General features: G+C 51.0%; 10 protein-coding genes, 1 tRNA gene and 1 pseudogene. 10 read left to right on the forward strand and 2 right to left on the reverse strand.

What is annotated here, in order from left to right:
• The first annotated feature begins 53 nt into the window (after positions 1–53).
• The 6 genes from HKK52_RS18805 (at position 54) to HKK52_RS18830 (ending at position 5,466) form a co-directional block, all read left to right on the forward strand.
• Positions 54–749, forward strand: coding sequence for an ABC transporter permease (locus HKK52_RS18805; RefSeq protein WP_169372066.1), 696 nt, complete (start codon positions 54–56; stop codon positions 747–749).
• Positions 746–1,435: an ABC transporter permease gene (locus HKK52_RS18810; protein ID WP_054054362.1), complete on the forward strand. Its 690-nt coding sequence runs from the start codon at positions 746–748 to the stop codon at positions 1,433–1,435. Before HKK52_RS18805 ends, HKK52_RS18810 begins: the two co-directional genes overlap by 4 nt.
• Positions 1,416–2,648 carry a methyltransferase gene (locus tag HKK52_RS18815; RefSeq protein ID WP_169372067.1) on the forward strand — a complete coding sequence of 411 codons (1,233 nt, stop codon included), beginning with the start codon at positions 1,416–1,418 and terminating at the stop codon, positions 2,646–2,648. The genes HKK52_RS18810 and HKK52_RS18815 overlap by 20 nt, the downstream gene beginning before the upstream one ends.
• Positions 2,649–2,980: 332 nt before the next feature.
• Positions 2,981–3,817 carry an FkbM family methyltransferase gene (locus tag HKK52_RS18820; RefSeq protein WP_169372068.1) on the forward strand — a complete coding sequence of 279 codons (837 nt, stop codon included), beginning with the start codon at positions 2,981–2,983 and terminating at the stop codon, positions 3,815–3,817.
• A 78-nt stretch (positions 3,818–3,895) separates the two neighbouring features.
• Positions 3,896–3,971, forward strand: a tRNA-Thr gene (locus tag HKK52_RS18825).
• Between the two features lie 172 nt (positions 3,972–4,143).
• A complete protein-coding gene (locus HKK52_RS18830; protein ID WP_169372069.1) occupies positions 4,144–5,466 on the forward strand; it encodes a tyrosine-type recombinase/integrase in 1,323 nt (440 codons plus the stop codon).
• A gap of 219 nt (positions 5,467–5,685) precedes the next feature.
• Here HKK52_RS18830 and HKK52_RS18835 read toward each other — a convergent pair whose 3' ends face one another.
• The gene (locus tag HKK52_RS18835) at positions 5,686–6,351 is read right to left on the reverse strand and encodes a hypothetical protein (protein WP_169372070.1); all 666 of its coding nucleotides are present in this window, start codon (positions 6,349–6,351) and stop codon (positions 5,686–5,688) included.
• Between the two features lie 18 nt (positions 6,352–6,369).
• A complete protein-coding gene (locus HKK52_RS18840) occupies positions 6,370–7,488 on the reverse strand; it encodes a serine/threonine protein kinase (RefSeq protein ID WP_169372071.1) in 1,119 nt (372 codons plus the stop codon).
• A 1,094-nt stretch (positions 7,489–8,582) separates the two neighbouring features.
• Between HKK52_RS18840 and HKK52_RS18850 the strand changes: the two genes are divergently transcribed.
• The 4 genes and pseudogenes from HKK52_RS18850 (at position 8,583) to HKK52_RS18860 (ending at position 12,747) form a co-directional block, all read left to right on the forward strand.
• A complete protein-coding gene (locus HKK52_RS18850) occupies positions 8,583–9,551 on the forward strand; it encodes an integrase domain-containing protein (protein WP_169372073.1) in 969 nt (322 codons plus the stop codon).
• Positions 9,548–9,904 (forward strand): annotated as a pseudogene (locus tag HKK52_RS32655) (hypothetical protein). Before HKK52_RS18850 ends, HKK52_RS32655 begins: the two are co-directional and overlap by 4 nt.
• 516 nt (positions 9,905–10,420) lie before the next feature.
• On the forward strand, positions 10,421–11,392 hold the full coding sequence (locus HKK52_RS18855; protein ID WP_169372074.1) for a reverse transcriptase domain-containing protein: 972 nt from the start codon (positions 10,421–10,423) through the stop codon (positions 11,390–11,392).
• Positions 11,393–11,394: 2 nt separating this feature from the next.
• Positions 11,395–12,747 (forward strand): ATP-dependent nuclease, encoded by a 1,353-nt coding sequence (locus HKK52_RS18860; protein WP_169372075.1) that lies wholly within the window; start codon positions 11,395–11,397, stop codon positions 12,745–12,747.
• The last annotated feature ends 78 nt before the right edge of the window (positions 12,748–12,825 follow it).

Below are 12,825 nucleotides of genomic sequence, written 5' to 3' on the forward strand. Positions count from 1 at the left end.
TTCGCTGACGGCGCCAGTCCTTGGCATTGCCTGCCGCGATTGAAAAGAAACCCATGATTATCGACCTCTACGGATTCGGCCCGGCGCTCGCCGCTGGTGCGCTGATGACTGTGAAACTGGCACTCTCGGCGCTGTGCCTGGGGCTGGTGCTCGGTCTGCTCGGCGCCTTGGCCAAGACATCCCCGCACAAGCCGCTGCAATGGCTGGGCGGCACTTATTCGACGTTGGTTCGCGGTATCCCGGAATTGCTCTGGGTGCTGTTGATCTACTTCGGCACCGTCAATCTGATGCGTGCCTTGGGCGAGTTTTTCGGCAACCCCGACCTCGCCCTCAATGCCTTCGCCGCCGGCGTGATCGCGTTGGGCCTGTGCTTCGGCGCCTACGCTACGGAAGTGTTTCGCGGCGCGATCCTGGCGATCCCCAAAGGTCACCGTGAAGCCGGCATTGCCTTGGGCCTGTCGAAATTCCGCATCTTCACCCGACTGATCATGCCGCAGATGTGGCGCATCGCCCTGCCGGGCCTGGGCAACCTGTTCATGATCCTGATGAAAGACACCGCGCTGGTGTCGGTGATCGGCCTGGAAGAAATCATGCGTCACGCACAAATCGGCGTGACTGTGTCGAAACAGCCGTTCACCTTCTTTATGGTCGCTGCATTCATGTACCTGGGCCTGACCATTCTGGCCATGACCGGCATGTACTTCCTGGAACGACGCGCCGCTCGCGGCTTCGCGAGGAGCACCCAATGAACTGGGAAGTCATCATCAAGTGGCTGCCGAAACTGGCCCAGGGCGCGACGCTGACCCTGGAACTGGTGGCCATCGCTGTGATCGCCGGGTTGCTGCTGGCGATTCCGCTGGGCATCGCGCGTTCGTCGCGACGCTGGTATGTGCGGTCATTGCCCTACGCGTACATCTTCTTTTTCCGTGGCACGCCGTTACTGGTTCAGTTGTTCCTCGTCTACTACGGCCTGGCGCAGTTCGATGCCGTGCGCAACAGCTCGATGTGGCCGTACCTGCGCGATCCGTTCTGGTGCGCCACGGCGACCATGACTTTGCACACCGCTGCCTACATCGCCGAGATCCTGCGTGGCGCGATCCAGGCGATTCCACCGGGCGAGATCGAGGCCGCGCGGGCGCTGGGCATGTCCAAGCCTAAGGCGCTGTTCTACATCATCCTGCCCCGTGCCGCGCGCATCGGCCTGCCGGCCTACAGCAACGAAGTGATCCTGATGCTCAAGGCCAGCGCCCTGGCCAGCACCGTGACCCTGCTGGAACTGACCGGCATGGCCCGCACCATCATTGCTCGCACCTACTTGCCGGTGGAGATCTTCTTCGCCGCGGGCATGTTCTATCTGTTGATGGCTTACGTGCTGGTTCGCGGCTTCAAGCTGCTGGAGCGCTGGCTACGCGTCGATGCCTGCCAAGGGCGTTGATTCCTCCTGCGTGCTGACGGGCGAGGCCCTACTCGCCCGTTTCATGGCGCTGGATGCTTTTCTGATTGAGCATCAGGCACTGTGGAAGCCTCGACCGTTTACTCATCTGCAGCTGCCTTGGGAAACGTCCTACCCTTCGTTGTCTTCCTGGCTACGCGGCCGGTCGCTGGAAGCAGCGGAAAACAGTCATAACCAACCTTGCTTGCTGGATGCGCCGGAGCCGTTTGCTTCATTGGCGGCGTTGTCGCTTGAGCTGAGTTCGGTGGCTGAGCTGCCGGCGCATGCGCTTGAGGCGGCCGGACATCGGTTGAACGTCGATGTGCCGGGGCGCAAGTGGCAGCAGATTGAGGCGTTTGCCAGTCGTTTGTCGTTTGCTGCGCCGCCGACGCAGTGGCTGGATTGGTGTTCGGGCAAAGGCCACCTGGGCCGACGCCTGCTGCAAACCGGGCAGCAACTGACCTGTCTGGAATACGATCCTTCTTTGGTGTTGAGCGGGCAAACACTCAGCCAGCGTCATCAGTTGCATGCGCTGCATGTTGAGCAAGATGTACTCGCCGCCGGCGCGGCTTCTTTATTGAAGAGCGAACACACCCCGGTAGCGCTGCACGCCTGTGGTGATCTGCATGTGCGGTTGATCCGACTCGCCAGTGAGGCTGGATGTAAACAATTGGCCATTGCACCGTGCTGCTATAACCGGATCAGTCTTTCTAGTTATGAGGCGCTTTCCTCGGCGGGTATGGGATCCGGCCTACAGCTATCCCTCGAAGATCTCGCACTGCCGATGAGCGAAACCGTCACCGCCGGTGCACGGGTCCGACGTCAACGGGACACTTCCATGGCACGGCGCCTGGGTTTTGACCTGCTGCAACGGCAACTGCGCGGCGTCGACGAATACCTGCCCACTCCGTCCCTGCCCAGCACCTGGCTGGATAAATCCTTCGCCGACTATTGCCATCATTTGGCCGCACACAAGGAGTTATCCACAATCGGCGCGCAGGATTGGCCAGCCCTCGAAGCCGCCGGCTGGCAGCGATTGGCCGAAGTGCGCAATCTGGAGCTGCTGCGTGGCCTTTTCCGACGTCCTCTGGAGCTGTGGCTGGTACTTGATCGGGCACTTTTCCTCGCCGAGCAGGGTTACACCGTTCGTCTCGGTACCTTCTGCGAAACCCCGCTCACACCGCGCAACTTCCTGCTTCTGGCCGAACGCCCTTAAACAGTCGCAGCCTGTGGATAACTCTGTTGATGAAATTCTCGTGGATCCAATAAATGCGCTGTTTCGCGGCTGAAACACAACTGTTCATTTTTCGTACATATAAATAAAAAACCCTAAAAACAGGGATTTGCGAACAAATGAGAACGAGTCCACAAAAGCGCCGTTGAGCCTGCTCATCAGGCGTCGCGTTGTGCATAAGCATTCAATCGAAACGACATAACCGCCGAATACCGGACGCCATGAAAGGAAAATCGCACTTGGCACCCACCCTTGCTATAAAAGAGGCCAAGGGCGCCAACAGCGCGGCCACGAGCGAATGACAGGAAGCGACAGTGACGTTCATTTCTTACGCACAGAATTTCGAAGACATCCGCCTGTGGCGCGCCCTCAAACAGTTCGAAAACGGCTTCTACATCGACATCGGCGCCAATGACCCCACCCACGACTCCGTGACCAAAGCCTTTTACGACCGCGGCTGGACCGGCATCAACGTTGAGCCGATGCAAGCCTTCCATGATGCGCTGTGCCAACAACGGCCCAACGACACCAACCTGCAATGCGTGGCCAGCGACAGCGCCGAAGATCTCACCTTCTACGGCATCCCCGGCACCGGCCTCTCCACCGTCGACCCGGCCACCGCGCAAGAGCGTACAGCCCTGGGCATGGACATCCACCGCCAAACCGTCAAAGCCCGCACCCTCACCTCCATCTGCGAGCAATACGCGCGGAACCGTCCCATCCACTTCCTGAAAATCGACGTTGAAGGCCACGAAGAAACCGTCCTGCGCGGCATGGACTTCGCCACCTGGCGCCCCTGGATCATCCTCATCGAAACCCCATGGGCCCGCGACCACACCTGGGAACACCTCGTCACCGACGCCGGTTATCAGGCCGTCCTGTTCGACGGCATCAACACTTGGTTCCTGCCCAACGAACATCTTGACCTCAAACCCGCGTTCGACATCCCGCCGTGCAACCTCGACAACTTCCAATTGTGTCGGGGTCATGCCCTCGCCCACCCGCTCAGCGCCGCTGATCCGGACGCTGAAAAGCAACTCACCATCGCCCTACAACGCGCCGAAACCGCCGAAGCGCAGCTGCGCGCCATGCAAAATAGCCGGGGCTGGCGCACCCTTCAGAAACTCAGGAAAGCCCTGGTTCGAGGCTAACCTGAAGGCCGCGTAAAAATAGTCTGAATTCAGGGGTTTACAGAACCAATCCAATCGCTATAATCGTCGCCCTAACACGCCGGTATAGCTCAGTTGGTAGAGCAACTGACTTGTAATCAGTAGGTCCCGGGTTCGACTCCTGGTGCCGGCACCATACAAGGTTCCAGAGAAGGCTTTCAAAATCTCTGAAACCCCCGAAAAACCCGCCTTCTGGCGGGTTTTTTCGTTTTGGCGTTCCATCGGTTTCCGTCAGAAACTGGTGGATTCCAACCGTTTTAAGGGTAGAGTTTGGGATACAGGTCACTTCGATAAAAGGGAGTACCCTTATGTCGCGCACCACAGCTCCGCTCTCCGACGCAGCTTGCCGCTTGGCAAAACCTACAGACCGCGCCTACAAGCTTTTCGATGGCGATGGCCTCTACCTCCTAGTCCAACCCAATGGCCGCAAAGGCTGGCGGCTCCGTTACGTCAAACCCGACGGACGGGAAGGACTGACCTCGTTCGGCAACTACCCCGTCATTGGCCTCGCCGATGCGCGCCGCAAGCGCTTGGAGGTCAAGCGAATGCTGACGGATGGCATTGATCCCATAGAGACCAAACACCAAGCCAAGGCGGAAGCCGTAATCAAAGGCAGAACTTTTGAAAGCGTTGCGCTCGACTGGCATACGGAAATGTCGGCCAAGTGGGCACCAGGCCATTCCAAGACTGTGATGAGCCGCCTCAAAACCCACGTATTCCCGCTGATCGGCGCACGCGCCATTGTTGATCTCGACACCCATGACCTTATGCAGCCCTTGGAAGCGATCAAGAAGCGCGGAACGATAGACGTTGCTTTAAGGGTACAAAACTACCTGCAGAGCATTATGCGCGAGGCAAAGCGCCTCCGGCTTATCACCATAAACCCTGCTTACGACCTCGAAGGCTCGATCAAGGCCCCGCGGGTGGTCCATCGCCCCGCTCTACCCTTATCGCGACTGCCGGAACTGCAGGAGCGGATCGACACCTATAAAGGTCGGGCACTTACCCGTCTGACGGTGATGCTGTCGCTGCATGTGTTTGTACGATCCAGCGAGCTGCGTTTCGCCCGCTGGAGCGAGTTCGACCTCAAGCGCGGCACCTGGGAAGTACCGGACACTCGACCCGCGTTGGAGGGAGTACCCTTTTCCACAAGGGGTACGAAGATGGCAGGGGATATCCATTTAGTACCCTTATCGCCGCAAGCAGTGGCGCTACTCGAAAAAATCCATGCACTCACAGGTAAATTCGCATTGGTCTTCGCAGGTGATGCCAAACCCTGGAAACCCATGTCCGAAAATACCGTGAACAATGCGCTACGGACGATGGGGTACGACACCAAAACCGATATCTGCGGGCATGGGTTTCGTTCGATGGCCTGCAGCGCACTGATCGAGTCAGGACTCTGGTCCGAGACCGCCATTGAAAGGCAGATGAGCCACAAGGAACGCAACAACGTCCGCGCCGCTTACATCCACAAGGCCGAGTTCATTGAGGAGCGCAGGCTGATCATGAACTGGTGGAGCCGGTACTTGGAGGCCAACCGGCAGGAGCATGTCACTCCCCACGAGTTTGCTAATCAGACTGGCACCAACGTCACCCGGATGAAGGTAAAACGTGGGTCGATCGCGTAAATGCATTCCCTAGGCCACCGTAGCAAATCGAACACCTCGTCATATTCGATTCACTAAACAATTTAATTCTAGACAATTAATCGGATATAAATCTTGAACACACTAGGCGATACGCGATGGAGAAAACAACCCAAAACAGTCAACCGTATAACACCTAGCTCCTAGAAAGGAAATACGAAGACCTCTATAGCTTACTGAACTGTTATTTATTACTTTTTGCTACACCCCAACCTTGATCAAATTCGTTAGCATTGACGTAACCTTAAAGGTTCCAAAAAAATTATGAACAAGTGTGATACTTGATTTAAATCCTGGGATACCGAATATAGTCACAGTATAGATTTTTTCATTTTTTGTTTCGGGATCGCCGAACTCCATAAAATCCATCGGCTTACCGGAGTAAAATCTACCAATAGCATCTTCTAAATTACGCAACTGAACATCCGAATCATTTTGGAAATTATGATATACATGTGAAAGACTATAGTTCACCGGCAGCGACGAACCACAGGACTTAAAGATTATTCCACATGAAAGAGCAGTAAAGAAATCATCAAACCGCGAAGAGTCGACGTGATACTTAACTGCTCCGCACTCCGATTGAACTGCGCCTTTTGCCAATAGATTGCGTAATGCGTAATTATTGTAGGATAACTGAGGCGCAACTTTACTAAGAAACACCTCTCTTGCCCTATTGCTCGGCGAGGCATTCATACATATCTGTGCTAGAACATAAATATCATCTGTCGATTTGGCGTTATTATGTTTTTTGCAAGACCTGACAGTAAGCAACTGCAATTTTTCCCCTTCTGGAAAAAAAGAGCGAGGGGGGATATGCTCCTTCGTCTCTCCATCCTCGTTACAATCTTGAAAATAACACTTCATAAACTTCTCTCTTTTAGTTTAAACAATAATTCGAGCAACACGGTATCTCTTTAAATTGCTACCTTTGAATATTATTCCATCCTTAAGGAGGTCATCAACGAAGTCTTTCACTACTTCACACCGCTTTTCGGTGCGGCGCATCCACCCCCAATAACTTGCAATTATGGGGTACAAAATTTTCGCAAAATCCGCTTTAGTACTATCATCACCACCGTTTTTAACCAGACCTCGAAGGCTCATCAAACGAAGCGATTCTTTATCAAAAAGTTTTTCATCAAGAATTTTTATTAATTTTTTTGCGGTTGTGGCATTCTGGCTTGCTGCATTTTTGCATGTGGTCACGAAATCAATTGCAAGATTATCTATATACTCCGAGCCTGATGAGTTTTTCGCTAAAGCTTTTCGTAATCGCCGTTTATCACCCATTTGCTGATGTGTAGGTCTTCGACCGGTCAAAAGTTCGACAAACGAAACTGCTACGGCATAAAGGTCATAACCATGCGCCGCCTGAGTCATGCCCTCAGGTCGATATGCTGGTGTATAACCTCGCAACTCTTTCCCTCGGCCAACTCCAACTCCGAGATCTATTATCTTAATCATATCCATATAGGACGGCATGCGGAACACGGTGTGCGGGCGTTTTTTGGGATTGATCAACACAAACAAATTTGCAGGCTTTATATCCGCATGAATAACAGAATTCAATCGCTGGTATGGCTTCCCATGCAAGGAACTTAAGCCATGAAGCACCGAACGGATAATCTCAAAAGAATCAAAATAATGCTGGATATCATTATTTTTATAACGATGCCTCGATATGTATGCAGATAGCGTGACCCAAGATCCGCCGAGATGCTCCATCGCGAATGCATGCCAACCATCTTCGCTTTTATAAAAATCGAAGACTCGGACGGTTTCACCGTCAATATCCCTACACAATTTTACCTCAGCGAGTAAATCGCCGTCACTTATCTTTAACGCGACAAGAGAATTCACCCACTTATCAGTTGCGCACCATACCGCGCCAAAACCGCTGGCCTCGCCAATGGCTTTATCTCCAATTATTTGGTAACGCAACTTAATTTGTGGAAATTTCTCATAGATCTCTTCTTTCGAAAGAAGCGCAGCGGAATTCATGTTTCATCCTTGCAAACATTATTAACGATGGGTATTGCGGCGAGTCTTGTCCTACCCGACTTCTTGTGAAATCCCGCGCTACGCTACTATTTTGACATCATCATGTCCAGTGACATCCTCAATAGGAGCAAATGCTGTTTGTTAAGATCTCTAGTTGGTCGTTGCCACTCAAAAGCAGACCGGAAAATCCCAAGCCACTCCTGCGCTCCTTCAACCGCTTTCATATGGGTCCTCCCAAGCCGGGCTGCGTAGCCGCCCGACTTGGGAGGACCTTATTAAAAAATCAAATTCTAGATAATCGTCTGTGGAAAACCACAGATTTCCACCGGTGGATAATTTAATCCACAACCGCAGAACTCCCAATAATTCGAGCCTTGACCCAAATTATCCACAGGCGTAGAAAAGATCGGGCAAAGCACTGTCGTTGACAGCAACCCAGGTTGTCAGAACCTTTGAGGCTACGCCACACCGTGGTGGTTCACCCAAAGTGCGATTAGCGTCCGGCGGCTCGCACGGTCACAGCGATGTGATGGATGCCTACTTTTATCAGTGTGCCCACTGCGGCAACTCATACTCTTTCATAACTGCCCCGCAGCAACCTATCCGCTTGGCCATTTCATTGCGCCAACCTGCGCCCGTCTCTTTCTTCCGGAAAGAGACGGGCGCTCCTACCGCTGCTGCAGCCCACCTCGTACAAGGCTTTGCGGCATTTCCCCTCGTGACAATCGGCGTGACAAACACCGAAGTCACCAGCAACAGCGATGCAGATGATGGTGCCGCAATCCACGGAATGGACTTCACCTGACTGACAGTCAGGCATGCCCCGGTCATCGCTTCACTGCCTTAACCCGACTCAGGATCTCGCGGCGCTGGTCTCGTCAGCCAGCGCAGCCTCCACCCGCCCACTTCTTCGGAAGTGCTCAGGAGGCCAGATCATGAGATGCCCAAGCTCCCGGTCGTAAGGAGCCGCCAGTCCCGCGTTAGTGGACAACCCTCACAGGTCGCAGGGGCCTTGATCCCTGATAACACTCAACATTCTTGGCGGGATGATGTGGGGAAGGTTTTACAAGTGTGGCTTCGAGAGGAGTATGGTCATGGGATTGGTCGGTAGACGGGATGGGCGTAATTTTGGGTATGGTCGGCAACTGAGTTATGCCGGACCGCAGGCGTTAAAAGACATGTTCGGCGGAGGGCATTACGGCACGGTCAAAGCGCACAGCGATCGCTGGCAGGCGTTTGTGCGCTGGTGCCGCTCAGACGATGGACCAGGGCTCAACGATGCACGGCAGATAGATCGCCAGATCTTGTCGGATTACGCGGCGCATCTGAGTCACTTAGTCGAGCGCGGCGACCTCGCTATCGCCACCGCACAAAATCGATTATCCAGCGTGAACCGGACCATGGCAGCGCTTCGCGGTGATCAGTACGTGAAAGTACCGAGTCCGAGCAAGGCGTTGGAAATGCAGCGCACCAATGTTCGTCGCTCGGTGCCGCAAGGCCAAGACCGCGAACACGTGAAGCGGCTCGTCGCCGTGCTCTGCGAACGCCAAATGCCGCGCGCTGCGGCCATCGCGCAGTTGGCGCGAGCCACCGGCATGCGCTTGCGCGAGGCGATTTTAGCCGACCTTCCGCGCCTGAAGCGCGAGTCCGAACAATACGGGAAGATCAACATCCAGGATGGCACCAAAGGTGGTCGCGCAGGTGCTTCGGCACCTCGCTGGATCGGGGTAGATAATCATATTCGTGATGCCCTGAGGTTTGCCGAACAGGCCTCGCCTGACACTAGCCGCAACGTATTAGCTCCGCACGAAAGCTACCAGGATTTCTTACAGGGCACTGTTCGCCCCGCTCGAGACATCCTCCACACGCACAACCTCAAAGGCTTCCACGAACTGCGGGCGGCCTATGCATGCGAACGCTACGAGCAAATCACCCTTCATCCCGCCCCCATCAATGGAGGCAATTGTTACCACCTCGATCAGAAGGCTCGAGCACAAATCAGCTATGAGCTGGGGCACGGTCGAATCGACGTTGTATCGGCGTACATTGGCGCTCGAGCATGAGCAAGCCATTCGATATGGAGATTTTTCTGGCGGGCGTTCTCACCGGGTCGCATGCCACTCGCGAACGTCACCTACGCCAAGCAAAGGCCATTCAAGCGGCGATCTCTGATCGCTGGCACTGAGAGAACCCATGGGCCTGGCAGAGAAAGCATCTCGCATGGTTTCTAAAAAACCACCTCAATCAACACGCCGAATCAACGCGCTATTACTATCTACTGACCATGCAGTTGATCACTGCTCGTCTAGGGAAGCCTTGGCAATTCAAAGTGATAGGTGCAGTTCCACCATCCATAGAGGACGTAAAGACCGACCATCGCAAAAAAAATAGGAGTTCGGCAGAAACGACCCAATAGCGGACATTCGTCTCGGCAGGCGACGTACATCAGCACTGGGTCAGCTTTAGACTCACAGAATATGACTGTACATATCTCAGAGCTAGAACTCAGGGATGACCTGCCTACCCTTGTTTTTTTTGGGAATGCGGCTTAGGATCTCTTCATGTCAGTGACTAGGAGCATCTCCAGTCTCAAGCTGACCTCTAAAGGCCTGTATCCGAGTTACTTTTGTGTGACTTCCCCAATCTGCTGATTGAGGGAAGCCGCACGAACAGTAAAATTTGCGTTACCCGTAACCCCCTTCCTGCCTGCACCTAAAGATCACTTTCAACTGTTCAATTAGCTGTGCACTTATGGTGCATTCTGGCTTAATACCTGCTTATGCGCCTTTTTTTTGTTACAGTGACCCCAGCCTGAATCCATAGTCTGCTGTACATATATAGACTGAGGCAAACACCACAACAGTATTAGTTTTGCTGTCACGAATAAAAAATTCGCGTAACAAATAGTGAGTCGAAGGTTTGAGGGGCTGTTATGGCAAAGAAAGAATTAAGCTCGATATTTGACGCCATGTATCATGGAAAACATGATTTCCAGGATTTTTTGGCGGGAGATATAACAACACGCTATAAAGTAACCACCCTCAAAGGCATGGAACTATACAAGACCGACGAAAAACTGAAGGCCTACCATAAATTTCTAAATTTATTTGTCTTTGAATTTTTAAAAGTAAATGAAAATGTTGTTTATTCCTACAGAAAAGGAGTGAACGTTGCAAGTGCAGTACAAAAACATGCCGGCAGCCGTCATTTTTTTCAAACAGACCTGAAAAGCTTTTTTAACAGTATTGATAGCGCCTTAGTAAGAGAAACAGTAAAAAACAATTTCGACTCTATACCTGTCTCCGACATAGACAGATATTTAGATAGAATTATAGAAATGTCAACCGTAAATGACATGCTGCCCATTGGGTTTTCAACATCCCCTATCATTAGCAATGCGTGTCTTCAAAAATTTGACAGCATACTTGAAGATTACTGTATCGCTCAAAATCTAATTTACACTAGATATTCTGACGACATTATCTTGTCTAGCAGTGGGGACACCCGACTATATGGGATCGATACTACAGTTGGAGAAATGCTGAAAGAGTGTTTCGGCGAGAAGCTAAACCTAAACTTCAGCAAAACCAAATTTTCGTCTGTAGGAAATAAAATAAAAATTTTGGGGATGGTTATTTTGCCCAATGGGGCCGTCACCATTGATTCAAAACTAAAAAATACAATTGAGGTTCTACTTCACTTCTACGCGAGTGATAAAACCAAATTCAATGATAGACTAGAATCAGAAAGTTCAAAACTAAAAGGAGACAACAGTGTTGGCCTTTTACAGATATCGGGTTATTTGAACTACGTAAACACTACCGACCCCCACTACTTAAATAAACTACGGAAAAAATATGGAACTTCAGTTGTTGACGCGTTCATTCGCGGCACGGTGAAGTAGCCATGAAGTTGAGAATCCAGATCTCCAACATTCAACACATTCGAAACATGCTTGTAGATTTAGACCTGAGTTCGTGCAAGTTAACCTGTATCGTAGGAAGAAACGGCGCAGGCAAAACCACGTTAGTCAAGGCTATTCAAAACCTCCAGTTTGCTGACACATTTGCACGGACATCCCCGGCTAGCATCTTCAATACAGACAGCGCCGTAATTTATACTGCAGAAGATGATAAATATAGCTTTTATTATGATCCGGAGATCAGGACACTCAACTCAAAAGATATAATACCAGACGAAATCAAGGCAAGCATTGATGCCGAATTGCCTATGCCATATGGCCAGAGGTTTAACTTTTTCCAAAATATCATCTCAGCTGACCTAGATATTCGACGATCTATCGTATTGGATAATCATGAGCGTCCGTTAGAGCTTATAAAAATGCTGAATGAGATTTACTCTACTTCAAGATTTGACACCTTAGTAGAGATAAAAATCAAAAAAACAAACTATTATTGCGTTTTGTTAGACGATAGCAAATATATCCGAGAAGACTACTTGAGCTCCGGAGAGTTTTTTCTCATCAGCCTTTATCGAAAAATAAAGGGCGGGGCAAAACTCATTGCTATTGACGAAATAGATATTTCACTGGATGCTGCCGCACAAACAAAACTAGCTGGAAAGCTACGAGAGTTCTGTGAAAAGTATAAGGTTAACATTTTTTTCACCACGCACTCCCTCCCGTTAATGAAGACACTGCTGTACGGCGAGCTATTTCATTTGGAGGAGGTAGACGGAATTGTAAGCCCACTTCCAGTCTCTTACAACTTCATCAAAAGTTTGTTATTTGGATTCGAGGGATGGGACAAATACATCTTAACTGAAGACAAAGTACTGCAGCGCTTTTTAGAATTCATTATTAATAAATTTTGCGCAGAAACTTTTTATCGATTCAAAATTATTTACATTGGCGGAGCGCCCAATGTAGTTAATTTAATGCAAAGAAATGCTGACGAAGAATTTCTGTCGACAAAAGATAACGTAATTTCGATACTGGATGGAGACCAAGCAGACCAAAAGCACACTCTTAATTTTAAGAATGTTCATTGCATCCCTCTTAGCAGCGTGGAGAAGAAAATTTACGAGGATTATCTGTCAGGTGCAGAAGAACTAGTACGAGTGTCCGCCGGTCTTACGTTTCATGACGACAAAGACATGTTCAGCAAGTTAACTAGTAGACGGCTAATGTCAGAAGCTCAAATCTTTGAGTACTTGTGCCGTATCTACATTGACGAAATAACGAAATTCTCGGAAATACTAAAGTCCTTTTTATACGACCCCGTAGACCCAAAGGCCTGAAACGAATTCTATAAATGATAGGGGACTGCTCGTTCTGGCCCGGAATATCGCCAACAGATAGCCCCATCAAAAAGGATA

This window comes from Pseudomonas sp. ADAK2, from assembly GCF_012935755.1.
Classification (GTDB): Bacteria; Pseudomonadota; Gammaproteobacteria; order Pseudomonadales; family Pseudomonadaceae; genus Aquipseudomonas.